Consider the following 18,750-nt stretch of genomic DNA (forward strand, 5'->3'; position numbering starts at 1 on the left):
GAGTCAAGTGCGTCACCGACAAACGCCCGCTCATGTCCGGCCCTCCACGCCGACTCACCCGCCGACGGACGGCACTGCTCGCGGCGACTGTCCCGCTGACTTCGCTGTCCGGTTGTCTCACGGACGACTCCGCGGACGGCGCCCGCGCGGAGACCGCGCTTCAGCTCGACGAGGCCTCACCCGTGGGCGTCTCGAACGAGTTCAGCACCCCGATCGACGCCGTCGGCCACGCGGGACGGACTGCCGTCCGGACCGCGGTCGATGGCGGCGAGGCGACGGTCGAGGGATACTACGCGCCGGGCGTCTCGGCGCCGTACGTCGTCACCGATTCGCCCGCGTACTACCGGGTCGAAACCGAGACAGTCCGCTCCGTCGCGGCGCCGGGGTACGACTACACGGTCGAGGTCGATTCCGTCGACTCGTTCCTCCTCGATCCCCCGTCGAGCGTGTCGTTTGCCGACCTCCCGGAGCACGACCGGGACGCCGTTCGCGACGCGCTCGGGAACGCGTCGCTGATCCACGCGCCCCACTATCCGCCGTTCGAGGTCACGTTCGCGTACGCGTCCGCCGAGCGCCGGGAGCGCTCCCTGTTCGTGCCGGAGAACGACGGCCAACGGGTCGAGTGGGACGGCGAACTGCTCCGGTTCGCGTTCGAGGGGGAACGGTCGGTCGACGTGGCGACGGTCGCCGTCCGCGCCGACCGCGTCGCCTCGTCGCAGCGCGAGTTCCGTCGGGTCGTCGGCGAGGAGCGCGGCCGGTCGATCGGCGATCCGACCGCGGACCAGCGAGCGATCCTCGACGAGGCCGTCGACTCGGAGTACGCCGAGTCCCCGCCACACTCGGAGGCGTTCGCGACGGTCCTCGACGCGCTCTCGGCTGACGGGGAGGTCGTCCCGCTCGTCCGCTACGACGGCAGCTGGTACTTCACGCACCTTTCCCGGCCGGACTGACTCGGGCGCCCCGCGTCGAATCGGACGAGGCAAAAAGACTATAATCGACACAGGGCTACTGCGAGACAGAGATGGTAAGTGCGACACCACTGATCGGCGGCATTCCGGCGGGGCCGGAGCTCCTCATCATCCTGCTCGTGTTGGTCCTGCTGTTCGGGGCGAACAAGATCCCGAAGCTCGCTCGGTCGACCGGGCAGGCGATGGGAGAGTTCAAGAAGGGCCGCGAGCAGGTCGAAGAGGAACTGAAAGACATGCAAGACGGCGAGAAGGCGGACTCGACGCTCGACGACGAGGACGACGACCTCGACGAGCTCGAGACCGAGACCGACAAGGAAACGAGCACGTAAGCCGGCCCCCTCCGCCGACCGATCCCCGCAGTCCCGTTTTCTCCACTCGTTCTGGGCGCGTGGCCTAGCGGACAGGGCGAGAGGTTCCTAACCTCTCGATCGCGGGTTCGAATCCCGTCGCGCCCGTTCCTTCGCTTCGCTCAGTCACGGGCGCGACTGGCTCCACGCTCGCTTCGCTCGCTCGCGTGGATCCCGCCGCGCCCTTTTATACGTTTAAATGGCGTTCGCCGGAGCAGTTGAGGCTATTTAAATGGCGTTCGCTGGAGTCGACTCTTCCGAGCGAGACTCAGTCAGTACCCTCCCCCAGCCGTCGGAACGAGTGCGACGCGAGCGCGACCGACCCGACCGCGATCGCGAGCGTCGCGGCCGCCAGCCCGAGTCCGGGCTCGTACAAAAGCGGCGGGTGGTAGCCGAACCCGTAGTCGAGGACGACGTTGGCGACGCCGAGCGCGAGCGTCGCAGCGAGCGCGCCACGCGTCGTGCGACCGAACGCGGGGAACAGCAGCGCGAGCCCCACGAACAGCAGGTGCGTGCCGATCACGCCCCAGTAGTAGATCCAGGCGTCGGGCGCGGCGACGTACTCGCCGAACGCGAGGTTGAGCGAGACAAGCGGCCAGACGCCGAACTGGACCAGCCAGACGAACGCGAGCGTGTGGAGGTACGCCAGCGGCCGCGACGCGGGGGCGTCCGCGGTGACGTCGCCGCCGCGTCGCACGGTCGGGACGAGGGTCGCGAGGACTGCGCCGCCGAGCGCGACCGCGACCGCCGAGTCCGCGTACAGCGGCCAGAGCGCGACCGGCACCTCGCCCGCGGTCGGCGCGTAGTACCCGATCCCCACCGCGAGCATGAACGCGGTGAACGCGCAGACGACGGCGAGGCTCCGCGGCGTCCCGAGCAGCTCCTCGGCGATCGCGGCCCGGACCCGCCGCCTGACCGACGGCCGGCGGAGTCGTCGAAGCCGTCGGAGCCGCTCGGTGCGTGACACGGACGACGATCGGTGCGCGGGGGCCTAAAATCCGCCCGTCCGCGACGATTATCAATCGCGGTGTTTTGCGAGACACCTTTTTCAACGGACGCGCCGTTCCCCCGACCATGGCCAACGAGGACGCCGAGCGGTCCGCCCCGCGGTCCGACCCCGAGGGCGATCGATCGGCGTCCGGCGCGTCCGACTCCGACCCGAAGGACGCGGACGCGACCGAACCGGACGCGGTAGACACGGACACTGAGGAAGAGGACTCGGCGGACGGGGACGCGGCGGGCGCGGAGCCGGAAGAACGACACGAGACGGCGGATTCGGACGGCGGGGTGTCCGTCCTCTCGGAGTCCGACGAGCGGGACGAAACGAGCGACGGCGCGCCGGTCGTCACCGCCCGGTACACCTGGCGATCGCTGCTGACGGAACGAGGACGCGAGGACGCCGCCGAGCGCGTGTACGCCGACGTGCCGGACGCGCCGGTCGTCCCGGCAGCCGCGGTCGCCTTCCACCTGCCGAACGGCGTCGACCGGGTCGTCCGTGCCCCGGGCGTCGACGAGCCCTTCGAGGCGGACGGCGAGACCGAGGTGCCCGGCCACGGGACCCCCGAGCGGGGGACGCTCGTGGCCGGCACCGACGCCGTCGTCCTCGACGGCGCCGCCGTCGTGCCGACCGGTGAGCGGGTGGCGGCGCCGGCGACGCCCGAATCCGCTGAGAAGGACGAGCGCGAGAAAGACGTCGCTGACGAGGGGGACTCCGAAAAAAACGCGGACGCCGAGACCGTCGGAGACGCTGCGCCGGACGAGGCGGGATCCGGCGCCGACGAGATGGACTCGGACGAAGTGGGAGAGACGGACTCGGACGACGAGAGCGCAGTCGCTGATGCCGGCGCGGACGAGGGCGGAGAGTCGCGTTCGGATACGGACGGGGAACGCGACGGAGACGAGGCCGAACGCGGTGATACCGGCCCCGAGACGGTCTTCGACGCCCCGGTCGGCCGCGGCGGCGTCTCCGGCGTCGTCGTCGCGTCCGGCGGCGACGTCGAGTCGGTCCCGTCGCGCGCGCCGACTCCGAACGAGTGGGACCGGGTCGAGTTCGACCCGGCGACGCTCCTCGGGTTCGACCCGAGCGAGACCGACAACCGGTTCCGCGCCGCGGCCGCGGTCGGAGACGTCCTCTGGGACCTGTGCGCGGCCCGGTACGACCCCTACTCCGTCCCGGTGTTGAAGGGGTACTACACGTGGGACGACTACCGCGAGGAGTTCTTCCTCGACGAGGACGGGAACCCGCCGACCGAGGAGAACGAGGAGGGAGAGGCGGTGCCGCTCTCGTTCACCCACGAGGACAAGACCGAGGCGCTCGGCTTCGACCCGGACCGGACCGAGGAGCTGCTCGGCGCGGGCGGGACCGCCGCGGCCGACCTCGCCGACCTCGTCGACGAGCGGACCGTGGACGTCAACCCCGAGGTCGACGAGGACGCGTTCTTCTCGACGGACGAGGGACACACCACGCTGACGAACCGGTACGACCTGGAGAAGGCGGTGCCGATGCCGAAGAAGACGCATTTCCAAGAGGAGGAGCGTTACTGGGTGAACAAGCCGTACGCGTTCGTCATCGTCTTCCGGTCGCGGAAGGAGAACGAGGCGAAGTACTACGCCGTTCAGCCGTACCGGACGGAGATCGAGGCGGACCTCACCGAGTTCCTCACCGGGAAGCTCCGCACGTCGATCAAGTACGCCGACGAGTCGATCGCGGGCGGCGACGAGGCGTTCCGCGAGGAGGTGATCGTCGAGGAGGCGCGCACGCTGCTCGACCGCTACGGGCTCTACGAGGACGACGGCGAGGAGCGGGGGATCGCGGACACGTTGGTCGACCGGTTCGGGATCGACCCGACGGAGGGGATCGCAGGGCGGATCGCGGAGTCGCTGGGCTACGAGCCGCCGATGGAAGCGCCCACGGACCGGCCGAAAATCAGCGCCCGGCCCGAGCCCGCGGTGCTCGCAGAGGACTCCCGGACCCTGTCGGCCCACCAGGTCGAGAAGCTGCTGTACTACCTCAAGCGGGACTTCGTCGGCTACGAGCGGATCGACCCGATCAAGTACGACATCAACGTCGAGGACATCTCCTGTGACGGGTACAACTCCCCCGTCTTCGTCTACCACTCCGAGTACGAACAGATCATCACTAACGTCTACCACGGCACCGACGAGCTCGACGACTTCGTCGTGAAGCTCGCGCAGCGCTCCGGGAAGGGGATCTCGAAGCGCAGGCCGCAGGTGGACGCCACGCTGCCGGACGGCTCTCGCGCCCAGCTCACGCTCGGCCGCGAGGTGTCCGACCACGGGACCAACTACACGATCCGCCAGTTCAACGACGTCCCCTTCACCCCGATCGACCTGATCAACTGGAAGACGTTCTCGCTCGACGAGATGGCCTTTTTGTGGCTCTCGATCGAGAACCACAAGAGCCTGATCTTCGCGGGCGGCACCGCCTCCGGGAAGACGACGAGCCTGAACGCCGTCTCGCTTTTCATCCCCTCGAACGCGAAGATCGTCTCCATCGAGGACACGCGCGAGGTGGAGCTCCCCCAGCGCAACTGGATCGCCTCCGTCACGCGCCCCTCCTTCTCGGACGACGACAAGGGCGACATCGACGAGTTCGACTTACTGGAGGCCGCGCTCCGCCAGCGCCCCGACTACATCGTGATGGGCGAGATCCGCGGCGAGGAGGGCCGGACAGCCTTCCAGGTGATGTCGACGGGTCACACCACCTACACCACGTTCCACGCCGACTCCGTGGGCGAGGTGCTCAAGCGGTTCACCACCGACCCGATCAACGTCTCGAAGACGATGTTCACCGCCCTCGATCTGGTGTCGATCCAGACGTCGACGCGGGTTCAGGGCAAGAAGGTGCGCCGGAACAAGTCGATCACCGAGATCAACCACTACGACGCCGAGAACGACGAGATCAACGTTCAGGACGTGTTCCAGTGGCAGGCCGAGACGGACGAGTTCCTCCAGATGGGCGACTCGAACACCCTCGAAGACATCATGTTCGACCGCGGGTGGAGCCGCGAGACCCTAAACGAGGAGCTCCGCAAGCGACGGGTCGTGTTGGCCTACCTCATCGATCGCGGGCTCAACAGCTACGCGCAGGTGGCCGCGACGTTCCAGGCGTTCATCAACGACCCCGAGACGGTCCTCGCCCTGATGGCAAACGAGGAGCTGGAGCGCTCGCTGGAGGACCTCCGGGAGATGGAGTCGGTCCTGATCAACGTCGACCGCGAGAAGGAGGAGCTGGTCCCCCGGCCGAATCCTGACGCGGACGGCGAGGCGGAGGCCGCGGAGATACTCGACGCCGCCGATGACATCTTCGAGACGTACCGCGGCGAGGTGCCCGACTCGGTCGCCGACGCCCTCTTGGAGATGAACCACGCGGGCGACGTCGAGGCCGCCCCGAGCGACCGCGAGGCGCTCGCCGAGACGGCTCTGGAGGCCAAAGCGGCCTACGACGAGCCGGCCGGTCCGGAACCGGCGACGAGCGGGACGGGCTCGGACGGCCCGGACGAGCCGCGCCCGGACGCGGAGGACCCGAGGTCCTCGGGAACCCCGTCGCCGGGCCCCGCGCACGGCGACTTCGAGGGAGTCTCCGAGGCGGCCGGCGACGGCTCCGGCGAGCAGAACCGGATCGACTTCGGGGAGCCGTTCGACGAGGGGGTCGACGTGCTCTCGTCGCCCGCGGCCCCGAACGAGCGGGGCGCAGCGCGCGACCCGGACGCGGACCCCGAACCAGATTCGGACCCCGACGTGAGCCAGGGGTTCAGCGCCGCGGGCTCCGTGGCTGGCGAGCCCTCAGAGGCGATCGACGACGAAGGGACGGATGAGGACGGCGGAGAGTCTGCGGAGGAAGCGGACGAGAGCGGCGACACCGAGGCCGAAGGCGAGAGCGACGACGGCTTCGACGACGGCTCGACCGACGACATCGACGACTGGGGGTTCGACGCCGTCGAACCCGCGGAGGAGGGGTGACCCCGTTGTGAGGGCCGCGTCGTGAGCCTCGACGTGGACGCCGGCGACGGCGGCATGGACGCGAACGTCCTCGCGGAGCTGTGTTACCCGGTGTTCGAGCTGCTGTTCGACCCCGAGGGCGACTTCGTCGCGGACGTCGAGCGCAAGCTGGCGGAGGCGCGGATGCCCGACCAGGTCGAGATGTACGTCTCGCTGGCGCTGGCGGTCGGACTGCTGGTCGGCGGGGCGCTGTGGGCGCTCGGCACCCTGGTCGGCTACGGGGTGTTCTCGCTCGGGCTGATCGACCCGTCGTCGCTCTCGCTCGGCATGCCGGCGCCGACGCCCGGGATAGCCGAGCTGCTCCGCTCGCTCGTCGTGCCGACCGCGGTGCTCCTCAGCGGGCTGATATTCGGCTCGATCGGGTTCGCGATCGGGTTCGGCGGCGTCGTCGCGGTCCCGTACTCGCGGGCCTCCGCACGGAAGCGGGAGATCAACCTCCTGCTCGCGGACTCGGTGTCGTTCATGTACGCGCTCTCAGTCGGCGGGCTGAACCAGCTCGAGATCCTGCGCGCGATGGCGACCGCCGAGGACACCTACGGCGAGGTGTCCCGGGAGTTCCAGAGCATCGTCAACGAGACGGAGTACTTCGGGACCGACTACCGGAACGCGATCCGCCAGCAGTCGATGGAGACCCCCTCCGACGAGCTCTCGCAGTTCCTCGCGGACATGCTCTCGATCGTCAACTCCGGCGGCGACATGGAGAGCTTCCTGAAGGACAAAAAGGAGAAACACCTCCGCACGTCGAAACAGGAGCGCGAGATGACCCTGGAGACCCTGGAGCTGTTCGGCGAGATGTACATGACGCTCTCCTTATTTCCGCTCCTGCTCATCATCATCCTCGTCATCATGGGGATGATGGGCGAGGCCGACGACCGGCTGCTGTACGCGACCGTGTACGTCCTCATCCCCTTGGTCGGCGCCGGGTTCCTCGTGTTGGTCTCGACGGTGAAACAAGATGAGCCCGGCGACGGCTACCTCCAACCGGACGGCGGCAGCGAACGGCTCCGACAGACGAGCCAAGAGGGGCTCTTCCACTTCGGACTCGTGGAGGCGTTCGTGGGGACGTTCGGCGTCTTCGATCGCATCCGCGATCGCGAGGGGACCCACAAGACGAAGGAGATCCTCGCCGCACCGCACCTCTTCCTCCGCGAGAATCCGCTGTACACCCTCGCGCTGACCGTGCCCGCGGCGATCGCGCTCGTAGTCGTCGCGGCCGCGGCCGGGTCGGCGCCGACGACGTTCGACGGGTGGGTCGCACGTCCGGTGTGGTCGGCATTCGTCTGGCTCTACGTCCCGGTCTACGTCGTGTTGATCCCGCTCGGGTTCTTCTACGAGTGGCACCAGCGCTCGCGCCGGGCGGTGACCGGGAAACTCTCGGAGACGCTCCGGAAGCTCTCCTCCGCGAACGACACCGGACAGACGCTGCTCGAGTCCGTCCAGACGGTCTCGGAGACGTCGACGGGGAAGCTCGCCGAGGAGTTCGAGGTGATCCACGCGAAGGTGAACTACGGGATGAGCCTGCGGGACGCCCTCGTGGAGTTCAACAACTCGTACGCGGTGCCCCGGCTCGCGCGGACGGTGAAGCTGATCACGGAGGCCCAGGAGGCGTCCTCGCAGATCACGGACGTGCTGACGACGGCCGCGCAGGCCTCCGAGAACCAGGACGACATCGAGCGCGAGCGGAAGTCCCGGACCCGGATGCAGGTGGCGATCATCGTGATGACGTACGTCACGCTGCTCGGCGTGATGGCCATCCTCCAGACGCAGTTCATCGACGTGATGGGCGACCTTGTCTCCCAGAGCGACGGGGGCGGCGGGGCCGGGTTCGGCGGAGGCGGGGGCGGCGTCGACCCCGACGTGCTCTCAATGCTGTTCTTTCACGCGGTGACGATCCAGGCGATCCTCTCGGGTTTCATCAGCGGCTACATCCGCGACGCGGAGCTGATATCCGGCGTGAAGTTCGCCGTGATCCTGATGACGCTGGCGCTGGGGGTGTGGATCTATGTCGGATGACCGCGGACAGACCGTCCTCGACTTCGTCGTCGGAATGTCGGTGTTCCTCGTCGCGGTCGGGTTCACCTTCGCGTTCGTCCCGTCGCTGCTGGAGCCGTACGCCGTCGGCGAGGGGGCGACCGTCATCGTCGCCGAGCGCGGCGCGGCGCGGCTGGCGGAGTCGTCGCTCGCCGGATCCTCGCTCGCCGGCGCGGGATCGACCGCGACGCTGTCGCACGCGTGTACGCTCGGCTTCTTCAACGAGACGGCCCCGGGCACGGCGGCCGAGTCGGACTGCGCGTGGACGGCGACCGCCGACGACCTCCACGCGGAACTCGGCGTCGACGACCTGCGCGGGCTCAACCTCACGGTCACGCAGCACGGGGCGATAAAGAGGCTGGACTCCGACGACGGCCCCGTCGCGATGCGCGCCGGCCCCGCGCCGCCGAGCAGCACGAGCGTCTCGTCGGCGAGCCGCATCGTCACCATCGACGACCCCGGAGACCGAGAGCCGCCGGAGACCTACCGGCTCACGCTGCGGGTGTGGTGAGATGTTCGTCGAACACCTCCCCGACGACCGCGGGCAGGCGCACACGCTGGAGGCGTTCACGGCGGCGCTACTCCTCGTCACCGGCCTCATCTTCGCGACGCAGGCGACGGCCGTCACGCCGCTGTCGGCGAGCACGTCGAACCAGCACGTCGAGAATCAGGCGTCGATCGCGGCACAGGACCTGCTTTCGACGACCGACGCGAGCGGAACCCTCTCGGCGGCGCTCCTGTACTACGACAACGGGAGCTTCGTCGGAGCCACCGACGAGGAGGGGTACGCGGGGATGCCCCCGGACTCGCACCCGTTACACGACCCGCTGACGGAGGCGTTCGGCGACCGCCAGATCGCGTTCGACATCGACGTCTACTACCCGGACGACAGCAGCGACGGAACGGGCGACGTCGCGATGGTCGATATGGGCTCGCCGAGCGACAACGCGGCGACCGCCAGCATCCGCGTGACGCTGTACGGCGACGACCGGTTCGGCGCCGACGACCAGCACGTCCTCGCTGAGGACGGCCCCGGCAGGGGATACTTCGCCGACCCGGTCGACGGGAACGGGGAAATCCTGTACACGGTCGTGGAGGTGCGCATCACCGCATGGCAGATGTGAGCATCTCCAGTCCTCTCGGCGGCGGAGACGCCGATCGCGACGAGGACCGGGCGCAGATCATCCTGATCACGGGGCTGACGCTTGCGGTCCTCTTCGTCGCGGTCGTGCTCCTGTTGAACACCGTCATCTACACGGAGAACCTCGCGACCCGCGGCGCCGACGCGGGCGGGGCGGAAGCGATCGAGTTCCGCGACGGCGTCACGGAGGACCTCGCCGGAATCTTACACCGCGAACACCGGAACGCGAGCGACGGCGACGTCTTCACCGAATTCAACGCGAGCGCGGAGACGTACGCCGAGACGGTCGCCGACATCCGAGCGCGAGACGGGGTGATCGCCGACGTTCGGGTGAGAGGATCCACCGTCGAGGACGGCTACTTCATCGCGCAAAACGAGACCGAGAGCGGCCTCCGGAACATGACGGCGCCCGACTCGAACGCAGCGGACTGGACCGTCGCGGGGAACGCGACCCGGACGCGGAACTTCCGTATGGCGGTCGACCCTACCTCGCTGCCGGAGTCGACGAGCGGCGCGTTCACCGTCGTGGCCGACGGGACGACCGGGGGCACCAACGAGACGTGGTCGGCGACGCTGACGGGCGAGGCCGACGGCAACCTCACCGTGACGGTGGAAAACGCGACCGGGACGACTAACGAGACGTTCGCACCCCGTCCGGACGGGAACCACACGGTCGATTTCACCGCCGGCACGGTCAACGGCGAGCCATTCGACGCGCTGTTCTGGGCCGAAGCGGTCCAGACCGAGAGCGAACCACACCCGCCGTACAATATCCGCTACGAGAACGGCGACGCGGCGGAGGGGACGTACCACCTCGTCGTCGACAATCGCGACGGCGGCGCGGACGCCGACCGCTCTTCCCGGCCGTACGTCACCGAGGCGGTGTACAGCGTCAAAGTCGAGGTCGGTCACCGGACGCCGGAGCTGACCTACCGCGACGTGATACGGCTCGCGCCGGGTGAGCGCGATGCGTGACCGCTCGGGCGGGTCGGACCGCGCCGTGTCGGTCACCGTCGGTTACGTGATGACGCTCGCCGTCTCGACGCTGCTGCTCTCGGGGCTGTTCGTCGCGGGCGGGTCGTTCGTCGACACGCAGCGGGAGCGCGCGGCACAGGGGGAGCTCACCGTCGTCGGCGAGCGGATCGCGGCCGACATCGGGACCGTCGACCGGCTCGTCGCGACCGCGGAGTCCCGAGACAACCTCACGGTCCACCGACCGCTGACGCTCCCGGACAGGGTCTCGGGGACCGGCTACCGGATACGGATCGAAGCGAACGGCACCAAGGGGACGATCGCGCTCGAAAGCGAGCAGACCGACGCGACCGTGGAAGTCCCCTTCCGCACGAGCGAGACCGTCGCGGTCGAGAACGCGACCGTCGACGGCGGCGACCTGCGGATCCGGTGGGACCCGGACGGCGGGGCCGACGGCGACGGCGCAGTGGTGGTGAGCGAGCCGTGACGGGCTCCAACCGCGCGTCCGCGTTCGCCACCGCTGACCGCGGCGTCAGCGAGACCGTCGGGTTCGTCCTGGTGTTCGCGTTGATCGCGACGACCATCGCCGTCACGTTCACCGTCGGGCTCGGGGGGCTGGAGGACGCCCAGCTCGCCGAGCGCGACAACAACGTCGAGCGCGCGTTCGACGTCCTCCACGACAACCTCAACGACCTCAGCCGGGACGGCGTGCCGAGCCGCGCGACCGAGCTCCGGCTCGGCGGCGGCGAGCTGGCGTTCAACGACGAGTCCGAGTTCCGGCTCAACGGGACGGGGTTCGAGTCACAGGTTATTGAGGGGGGATCCCTCACGTACCGGGGCGCCGGCGACACCCGGATCGTTTACGAGAACGGCGCGGTGTTCCGGATGGACGGCGACAACGGCGTGATGATCAGAGAGCCCGATCTGCTGGTCGGCGACACGGTCGTCTACTCGCTGTACGGACTCGGCGGCCCCGCGGAGTCGGTGAGCGGCGAGCGGACGGTCCTCGTCGTCGGCGAACGCACGGAACGGGAGGTCGCGGCCGACGACCGGACCGCCGCCGAGAACGTCACGCTCGACATCAACTCCACGCAGGCAGTCGTCTGGGAGCGGTACTACCGCGACCTCGCGGACGAACACGAGCAGCTGTCCGTGACGACGGACGGCTCCGCGGACCTCACGGTGACGTTCGACGCCGACCGCTACGATCGGTTCGTCGTCCACCGGACTGCAGCGCGGGTCTCGTTCTCGGACTGACCGGGACGCGCGCGGTGCGCGCCGACCGCCGGGCTCAGTCGGACTCGACGACCACGGTGTGCGTGGAGACGTGGAGGTGGCTGACGACGGGGACCGACCTGCCGTCGAACGGCTGATTGTCCCGCAGCGCCTCGTCGTAGTGGAGCTTCAGTCGCGCCTCGTTGAACTCGAACTCGTTCGCCGTGAACGACCCCGTGAACGTCATCGACCCGTCGAGGGTCATCGTGCTCTCCGGCGCGTACAACACCCCCGTGAAATTGACGCGACCGTTGTTGCCGTTGATGTCGATCGGGTCCTCGCCCGAGTAGAGCCAGAGGTTCTCCGTCCGGTCCCCGTCCGCCGAGACGTTCGCGCCGTCGTCGAGGGTGACGCGGCCGAGCGTGAACAGCTCGAGCCGCGTGTCCTTCTCGGTCGATATCGACGCCGGCCCGCCGGCCGTCCCGTCGCCCCGGACGGTGACCGGTCCGCTGACGTGGAGGTTCACCGGGTTGCCGCCCTTCGCTTGGACCGCGTCCGTTCCGCCGACGAACATCCTCCCGTCCACCAGCACGTCGATCTCGTCGCTGTGGGCGTCGAGCACGAGGGAGCCGCCGTCCTCGATGTCGAGGTCGCCGTCGACCTTGAGCGTCGTCCCGCTCTCGACGATGAGCGTCTTCTCGTCGGAGATGACGAGGTCACCGGTGAACTCCGTGTCTTCGGACACGGTCTCGGTCCCGCCGTCGAACGCGAACGACCCCGTCGTACGTTCCGTGTCGCGGTCTCGCAGATCGTCGATCTGCTGTCTGATCGCCCCGGATACGGGATTCAGGCTGACGAAATCGACGTTAGTCCGTATCTCTCCGCTCACGTTTACCTTCTTTTCGAACTGTCCGGGTGGGAAATCGTCCGCCCCCATGAGCAGGTCTCCGCGTATCCGGATCTCCTCCAGCTTGCCGATCCCGCCCTCCCCCTTCCCGAACCCGCCGTTGGTCCGCACCACCGCGTTGTCGTCGGCGGTGTCGGGCCCGTACCGATTGGGATCAGAATCGGAACCGGAATCGTAGCTGTCGGCTTCGAGTCGCCTGATTCCGCCCGCAGCGATGCTCGACCCTCCGACCGCCGAGGCGCTCGTCGTGAGCGTTGGGTGAACGGTCTTCGTCCGGATCTCGACCCGGACCTCGTTCGAGGACAACTGCGTGACGTTCGCCTCGGTCCTGGATTCGAAGAAGCGCCCCCACGCCTCGGCGTACTCGCTCTCGACGGTGATAGTGACGTTTCCACCCAGGAGCGGGTTCGAGACGTTCTCCGACGCGAACAGATCCTCCGGCCGCTCGCCGCTGTCGCTGATGGCGACCGAGTCGGAGAGGTCCCCCTCGCCGGCGACCGTCACCAGCGGAAGGGTGAGCGTGTCGCCGCGGTAGTGGAACTCCGGCGGCGAGACCATCTGTGCGCCGTCCGGGTTCGCGCGCCAGACGCCGCCGCCCTGGTAGGCGATGACGTCGTCGCCGCGCTCGTAGATGATCGCTCCGAGCGTGGTCTCGTTCGTGTAGGTCCCGTTCTCGGTCTCGACCTCGATCCGCATCGATCCCGCCCCCTCGTCGACGCGCAGGTCCGCGTTCCGTCCCGGATCGAGCCGAAGGCGCTGGGAGGGCGACCCGCCGTGCGCGACGAGGCTCGCCTTGGAGTCCACCTGCGTCATCGCCCCCTCGACGCGCTGGATGTCGGCGGTCCGCTGGGAGTCGTCGAGCGCGGTCGCGCCGAGCGCGACGGTGGTGCCGACGACCGCGACGGTCAGCCCCAACAGCAGCACCGTGCCGAGCACCTCGCTCTGCCCGCGCTCGGCGGTCGCTCCGCGTTCACCCCCGTTCATACGGCCTCGTAGGACGGGTCCGCTGATAAACGTGGACACCCGCGTATCAGTCGCGATAGCCCGAACCGAGGGCGACCGCGCTCCTGACACTCCGACCCGTGCGAGACCGAGAGCCGGGGATATATCTCGCCGGCGTCCCTCCGGGGATCCGTGACCGAGCGACTCTACCTCGCGGACGACACGGTGACGGCGTTCGAGGCGACCGTCGAGCGCGTCCTCTCGGATCCGGACCGCCTCGTCCTCGACCGGACCCACTTCTACCCGACCGGCGGCGGCCAGCCGCACGACACCGGAACCGTTCGGGTCCCCGACGGCGAGGCGAACGCTCGCTGGCGCGTCGTCGACGTCGAGATGGCCGACACGGTTCACCACGAGGTCGAACCGGTCGGCGGGGAGAACGGCGAGAACGACGGGGTGGCCGACGGGGCCGAGTCGCCTCCGCTCCCGGAGCCGGGAACCGAGGTCGCCTGCGAGGTCGACGCCGACCGTCGTGCGGCGCATTCGCGGTACCACACCGCACAGCACCTGCTGTCGGCGCTGCTGCTCGACGAGTTCGGCGCGCGGACGACGGGCAACCAGCTGTACGACGACCGCGCACGCCTCGACGCCGAGTACGACCGGTTCACGGACGACGATCTCGAGCGTATCGAGTCGCGGCTCAACGAGCTCGTCGCCGACGGGCGACCGGTGTCGAGCTACACGATGGACCGCGAGACCGCGGAGGCGACGCTGGACACCGACCGGACGCGGATCGACCTCCTCCCGGACTCGATCGAGGTGCTTCGGATCGTCGAAATCGCGGGCGCGGACGAGCCGTACGACCGCACCGCTTGCGCGGGGACACACGTCGCGAACACCGCGGACATCGGCGAGGTCGTCGTCACCGGCCGGGAGACGAAGGGCCCCGAGGAGGAGCGGGTCCGGTTCGCGCTCGCCGAACACGTCGACGCGGACTGACGGCCGCGTCGGCCCCCCGAGCGCGCGTCCGGCCCTCGCCCGCGATCCCGCCGTTTAAATACGATCCGCGGTAGGTTCGGGCATGAAGTTCTGCGACGAGTGCGGATCCATGATGAAATCCGGCGAGGGCGAAGACCACTGGGTGTGCGACGCCTGCGGCTACGAGATCGGGCGCGACGACGGCGACGACGAGTGGACGACCCAGTCGCAGGTCGAGTCCGAGATCGTCGACGTGAGCGACGCGGAGGACAAGGGGCTCCCGACGACGACGGCCCAGTGCCCCGAGTGCGACAACGACCGGGCGTACTGGTACATGCAGCAGATCCGCTCGGCCGACGAGTCCGAGACCCGCTTTTTCGTCTGTACCGAGTGCGAACACAAGTGGCGAGAAGACGATCACTGACCGCGCTTTCACCCGCTCCACCTCCTTTCCCGGTGCCAGTTTGACTCCTCTCCTGGTGCCAGTTTGACTCCTCTCTCGGTGCCCGTCCGTTTTATTCCCGTCCGGAGAGAGGCGGGACCATGGAGCCACCGGCCGTCCCCAGCGACCGCCTCGACGGCTGGACGCTCGTCGCGGAGACGACGGAGCGCCCCTTCGAGGCCGGCCCGGTCTCGGTCACGGCCGGGACGACGCGCTACGAGCGCGAGACAGCGCCTCCGCGGCCCTTCTTCTTCGCGAGCCGGCTCCGGATCACGCCGGACGCCGGACCGAACCCCGCCCTGACCCGGCTCGTCGAGTCGCGGGCCTGCGAGGGGTTCCGCGACCGCCTCGCCGACCGAGAGATCACCGACCTCGCGCGCCGCGACGAGCGGCGCCTCGACCTCGACGACCCGGGCGCGTCGCGCGCGACGCTCACCGTGTTTCACGGCCGCTGTGCGGTCGACGGCGAACGGGTTCCCGTCGAGGCCCTGCTCGCGGTGTGGGAGGCAGGGGAGTACCTGCTCGCGGGCGGCGCCTACCCGACCGGCGACGGCTTCGAGGCGACGAGGCAGGACGTGCTGGCGCTGGTGCGCGGGGTTCGGCCGCCGGACGCCGCCGATGGCGACGACGGCGTCGAGCGCTCGGAGTAACCGGTCAGCAGTCGACCGCGCCGGCGCTCGACTCGATAGGCGACCCGTCGTCCTCGTAGTCGGCGTCGCCGACCGACCCGGCGAACATCGGAAGCTGGAGTTCGTAGGTGTACAGCACGTCGAACGCCGCGAGCGGGTCGAACCCGTTCGCGATCGCCTCCCGTCCGGTCAGCCTGACCCCCGCGGCGAGCGCCACGATCGGTTCGCCGTCGAGCCGCCCGGCGGTCTCGATCCCGAACTCGTTGCCCGCGCCGGGGTCGGTCAGCACGGAGAGGTGGATCACCGTCTCCATCGTCGCCCCACCCTCGCCGTCGCCAATCGAGATCGGATACCCGCTCCCGGTGAAACACCGCGTGATAGGGGCGACCTCGCTCCGGTTCGCGTCGACGCCGGGCCCGACGGTCGATGGCCCGGCGGCGGGACCTTCGGCCGCCGACTGCGTCGCCGTTTCCCCCGACGCCGCGGCCTGACCCGCGACCGCGCCGGCGCCGAGGCTCGCCGCGAGCAGCAGCAGCGCGAGCGCGAGGGCGCGGACGCGAGTCCGCCGCGGTCGTGTCATCGACCGTTCCTTCGTCGGCCCGGGTTAAATCACCGCGGTCGGCGGTATCAGTCGAGAGAATCGCCGCCGAGGAGCCCCTCGACGAGCAGCTCCGCGGACGCGACGTTCGTCGCCAGCGGCACGTCCTTCACGTCGCAGACGCGCAGCAGCGCCGAGATGTCGGGCTCGTGGGCCTGTGCGGTCAGCGGATCCCGGAGGAAGACGACGCCGTCGATCCGGTCGCTCGCGATCATCGCGCCGATCTGGAGGTCGCCGCCGAACGGGCCCGAGGCCTGCCGGTTCACGGAGAGCCCGGTGGCGTCCGCGATGCGTTTCCCCGTCGTCCCGGTGGTCACCAGTTCGCACTCGTCGAGGACGGCTGTGTGCGACTCGACGAACGCGACCATCTCGTCTTTCAGTTCGTCGTGAGCGATGAGCGCGATGCGCATACGCTGGGCTCGCGGCGGCGTCGCTTAAATACTAGCTTCGGCGCAGCCGGCCCCGCAAGACGCCGGGCGCTCTCGTTACGGCGCGGGCGGAACCCCTCGTCGCGGCCGCGCCCGCCCGTCCGCCCGCCTCACTCGCCGGTGGTCGTCGAACCGTCCACACACCGCGCTTCGAGCCAGTCGAACTGCGCGGACAGCTCTCTTCGCCGCTGTCGCTCGATGACGGTGCCGTCGAGGAGGTCGCCGATCAGGGCCACGTCGAGCGCGAACTCCGTCGTCGCGGTCACCTCGCTTCCCCCCGCGGCCGGCGCCACGACGTACTCCGTTCGCATCGACTCGAAGATCCCCTCGCGCTGCTCGGAAGCGAGGTCGGCATCCGGGTCGTCGACGAGTTCCAGCGTCAGTTCGATCGACGCGACGCCGACGTCGTTGGCCACGCGCACCGTCTCGCCGTCGGCTTCGACCTCGTCGAACCCCGAGGAGCGGACGAACGCCTCGGCGTCCGCCATCGCGTCGCGGACGGCTTCCGGGGGCGCTTCGATCGCTCGTGAGAGGGTGACTTCGTTCATTCCGGTGTCGCGTATCGCCGCTGGTTCGGGCTCGAAACCGTTCCGCGGTTCACTCCGCAGGTGCGGGCTCGTCGCCCGTGCCGTCGCCCTCGACCGTGCCGCCGCCCCCTCCCGCGCCGCCCGCTTCGGCGTCGCTTTCGACCGCGTCCGAGCCACCGACTGCCCGGGGCGCAGCGAACCGCCCGAGCGCGACCCGAGCCAGCGTGCCGGGGCTGTGCCGGCGGATCACCCAAACCGCGTTGACCGCGAAGACGGCGACGCCGAGCGTCACCAGCGTCATCCCGACGAGCGCCGGTCCCCGGGCTCCGCCCCCGAGCGCCGTCCCCGACGCGCCCGCGAGGAGGTCGGCGGCGGCGACGAGCGCGGTCCCGACGAACAGCAGCGTTCCGTCGGCGGCCGCGAGCCGATCGTCGTAGAGGTCGTCGATCATCGGCACCGCCTCGAAGCCGAGTCGGTCGCTGTACCGCTCGACCCAGACGACGAACGGGACGATGTGGTACAGCGTCCCGAGGATCACGAACCCGACCACGCCGAGCAGCAGCAGGGGGGCGCTGCCGGGGCCGCCGAGGACGTGTTCCGGGGCGGCCGGCGACCGAATCCACGCCGGCGCGGCGGTCGCGACCCACGCGGCCAGCGCGAGCGCGACGACGGCGTACCGCGTGTGCATCGGCGTGCGCTCGACGCGCATCTCGGAGAGCCGGCGGGCGAGGACGACCGCGAACCCCAGCGCGGCGAGCAGAACCAGTGCCGCGCCGACGCGGGCGAGGGCGGTCGATCCGACCAGTCTCCCGCCCGCGAGCCCGACGACGCCGACCGGGTGACCGACCTCCTCGACCGCGCGGAGGCGGTGGTCGATCCCGCGGAGCGCCGTCTGCGTGAACATCGTTCCGAGCTGGTACAGGGCGCCGTATATCGTCGTGAGCACCGCGCCGAAGACGGCGAGGGTGACGTGGGCGCCGCGGACGCCGGCGTGCGAGACGCCGAGGCCCGCGAGGAGCCCGGAGCCGAGGTCCGCCGCGAGCAGGACGCCGAGCCCGGTCAGGACGACGAAGAAAGCGAGCGCCACGACGAAGTGGCGCTCGGTCACGTCGAACTCGTCGACCGTCGCGAGCGTCCGGCCGACGTTGTAGACGAACGCCCAGAAGCCGCAGAGCATGACGGCGCCGAACCCCGCGAGCCAGGAGAGGCGGCCCAGCACGAGCGCGGCCCCGAACCCGACCAGTCCACCGACCACCAGCGCGAGCTGCGCGCTCGCGAGCCGCCGCGAGCGGAGGGTCGTCCCCGACCACACCGGGACGAACTGCGTCATCGCGCCCATGATCGTCACGCACACCCACCCGATCAGGAACAGGTGGACGTGGACGAGGCCGCCGAGCCCCGGCACCGCGTCGGCGACCAGACCGATTCCGACGAGCAGGGCGCAGCCGAGGAGCGCCAGTCCGACGAGGAAGTGTCGAAGCGGGACCGTCATCGGCGGCCCCCTCGCCGTGTCGATTCCGCCCGGAACTGCTCCCATGTTCGGATCACGGACCGCCGCCGCCCTCCGACTGTTCCCGAAGATGTTCGCGGAAGCGTCTGACCG

At 69.6% G+C, this 18,750-nt stretch carries 18 protein-coding genes and 1 tRNA gene; 13 read left to right on the forward strand and 6 right to left on the reverse strand.

Annotated features, from left to right (window positions below; genetic code table 11):
• Nucleotides 1–32 precede the first annotated feature (32 nt).
• From C470_RS01370 to C470_RS01380, 3 genes are all read left to right on the forward strand, one after another.
• The gene (locus C470_RS01370) at nucleotides 33–950 is read left to right on the forward strand and encodes a hypothetical protein (protein WP_007344755.1); all 918 of its coding nucleotides are present in this window, start codon (nucleotides 33–35) and stop codon (nucleotides 948–950) included.
• Between the two features lie 71 nt (nucleotides 951–1,021).
• A complete protein-coding gene (locus tag C470_RS01375; RefSeq protein ID WP_004595696.1) occupies nucleotides 1,022–1,297 on the forward strand; it encodes a Sec-independent protein translocase subunit TatA/TatB in 276 nt (91 codons plus the stop codon).
• 53 nt (nucleotides 1,298–1,350) lie between these two features.
• Nucleotides 1,351–1,423, forward strand: a tRNA-Arg gene (locus tag C470_RS01380).
• A gap of 160 nt (nucleotides 1,424–1,583) precedes the next feature.
• Here the strand turns inward: C470_RS01380 and C470_RS01385 are convergent.
• Nucleotides 1,584–2,282, reverse strand: coding sequence for a DUF1405 domain-containing protein (locus tag C470_RS01385; protein WP_008364696.1), 699 nt, complete (start codon nucleotides 2,280–2,282; stop codon nucleotides 1,584–1,586).
• A 107-nt stretch (nucleotides 2,283–2,389) separates the two neighbouring features.
• On the opposite strand from C470_RS01385, the gene C470_RS01390 reads away from it, so the two are divergent.
• Genes C470_RS01390 through C470_RS01420 form a run of 7 tightly spaced genes read left to right on the forward strand, consistent with a single transcriptional unit; the run spans nucleotide 2,390 to nucleotide 11,738 of the window.
• Nucleotides 2,390–6,298, forward strand: coding sequence for an ATPase, T2SS/T4P/T4SS family (locus C470_RS01390; protein ID WP_008364698.1), 3,909 nt, complete (start codon nucleotides 2,390–2,392; stop codon nucleotides 6,296–6,298).
• A gap of 21 nt (nucleotides 6,299–6,319) precedes the next feature.
• Complete coding sequence (locus C470_RS01395) at nucleotides 6,320–8,350, forward strand: type II secretion system F family protein (RefSeq protein ID WP_007344758.1); 2,031 nt, start codon at nucleotides 6,320–6,322, stop codon at nucleotides 8,348–8,350.
• Complete coding sequence (locus tag C470_RS01400) at nucleotides 8,340–8,879, forward strand: DUF7287 family protein (protein ID WP_008364701.1); 540 nt, start codon at nucleotides 8,340–8,342, stop codon at nucleotides 8,877–8,879. The genes C470_RS01395 and C470_RS01400 overlap by 11 nt, the downstream gene beginning before the upstream one ends.
• A 1-nt stretch (nucleotide 8,880) precedes the next feature.
• Nucleotides 8,881–9,492 (forward strand): DUF7288 family protein, encoded by a 612-nt coding sequence (locus C470_RS01405; protein ID WP_008364703.1) that lies wholly within the window; start codon nucleotides 8,881–8,883, stop codon nucleotides 9,490–9,492.
• A complete protein-coding gene (locus C470_RS01410) occupies nucleotides 9,489–10,484 on the forward strand; it encodes a DUF7261 family protein (RefSeq protein ID WP_008364704.1) in 996 nt (331 codons plus the stop codon). The genes C470_RS01405 and C470_RS01410 overlap by 4 nt, the downstream gene beginning before the upstream one ends.
• Nucleotides 10,477–10,968 (forward strand): DUF7266 family protein, encoded by a 492-nt coding sequence (locus tag C470_RS01415; RefSeq protein ID WP_008364706.1) that lies wholly within the window; start codon nucleotides 10,477–10,479, stop codon nucleotides 10,966–10,968. The genes C470_RS01410 and C470_RS01415 overlap by 8 nt, the downstream gene beginning before the upstream one ends.
• Nucleotides 10,965–11,738, forward strand: coding sequence for a DUF7289 family protein (locus C470_RS01420; RefSeq protein WP_008364709.1), 774 nt, complete (start codon nucleotides 10,965–10,967; stop codon nucleotides 11,736–11,738). The genes C470_RS01415 and C470_RS01420 overlap by 4 nt, the downstream gene beginning before the upstream one ends.
• 34 nt (nucleotides 11,739–11,772) lie before the next feature.
• Here C470_RS01420 and C470_RS01425 read toward each other — a convergent pair whose 3' ends face one another.
• Nucleotides 11,773–13,587, reverse strand: a complete 1,815-nt coding sequence (locus C470_RS01425; RefSeq protein WP_008364711.1) for a DUF7289 family protein — start codon at nucleotides 13,585–13,587, stop codon at nucleotides 11,773–11,775.
• A 150-nt stretch (nucleotides 13,588–13,737) separates the two neighbouring features.
• On the opposite strand from C470_RS01425, the gene C470_RS01430 reads away from it, so the two are divergent.
• The 3 genes from C470_RS01430 (at nucleotide 13,738) to C470_RS01440 (ending at nucleotide 15,615) form a co-directional block, all read left to right on the forward strand.
• Nucleotides 13,738–14,544: an alanyl-tRNA editing protein gene (locus tag C470_RS01430; RefSeq protein WP_007344765.1), complete on the forward strand. Its 807-nt coding sequence runs from the start codon at nucleotides 13,738–13,740 to the stop codon at nucleotides 14,542–14,544.
• 82 nt (nucleotides 14,545–14,626) lie between these two features.
• The gene (locus C470_RS01435) at nucleotides 14,627–14,947 is read left to right on the forward strand and encodes a transcription factor S (RefSeq protein WP_004595707.1); all 321 of its coding nucleotides are present in this window, start codon (nucleotides 14,627–14,629) and stop codon (nucleotides 14,945–14,947) included.
• Between the two features lie 119 nt (nucleotides 14,948–15,066).
• Nucleotides 15,067–15,615, forward strand: coding sequence for a DUF6517 family protein (locus C470_RS01440; protein ID WP_008364714.1), 549 nt, complete (start codon nucleotides 15,067–15,069; stop codon nucleotides 15,613–15,615).
• A gap of 4 nt (nucleotides 15,616–15,619) precedes the next feature.
• Here C470_RS01440 and C470_RS01445 read toward each other — a convergent pair whose 3' ends face one another.
• The 4 genes from C470_RS01445 to C470_RS01460 form a co-directional block, all read right to left on the reverse strand.
• Complete coding sequence (locus tag C470_RS01445; RefSeq protein WP_008364716.1) at nucleotides 15,620–16,174, reverse strand: DUF7332 family protein; 555 nt, start codon at nucleotides 16,172–16,174, stop codon at nucleotides 15,620–15,622.
• Nucleotides 16,175–16,221: 47 nt separating this feature from the next.
• Entirely contained in the window at nucleotides 16,222–16,602 is a 381-nt protein-coding gene (locus tag C470_RS01450) for a methylglyoxal synthase (protein WP_004595710.1), read from the reverse strand.
• A 128-nt stretch (nucleotides 16,603–16,730) separates the two neighbouring features.
• Nucleotides 16,731–17,168, reverse strand: coding sequence for an SRPBCC family protein (locus C470_RS01455; protein ID WP_008364718.1), 438 nt, complete (start codon nucleotides 17,166–17,168; stop codon nucleotides 16,731–16,733).
• A 49-nt stretch (nucleotides 17,169–17,217) separates the two neighbouring features.
• On the reverse strand, nucleotides 17,218–18,639 hold the full coding sequence (locus C470_RS01460; protein WP_008364720.1) for a hypothetical protein: 1,422 nt from the start codon (nucleotides 18,637–18,639) through the stop codon (nucleotides 17,218–17,220).
• Nucleotides 18,640–18,750 lie beyond the last annotated feature (111 nt).

It is taken from the genome of Halorubrum distributum JCM 13561 (assembly GCF_000337395.1).
Taxonomy (GTDB): domain Archaea; phylum Halobacteriota; class Halobacteria; order Halobacteriales; family Haloferacaceae; genus Halorubrum; species Halorubrum distributum.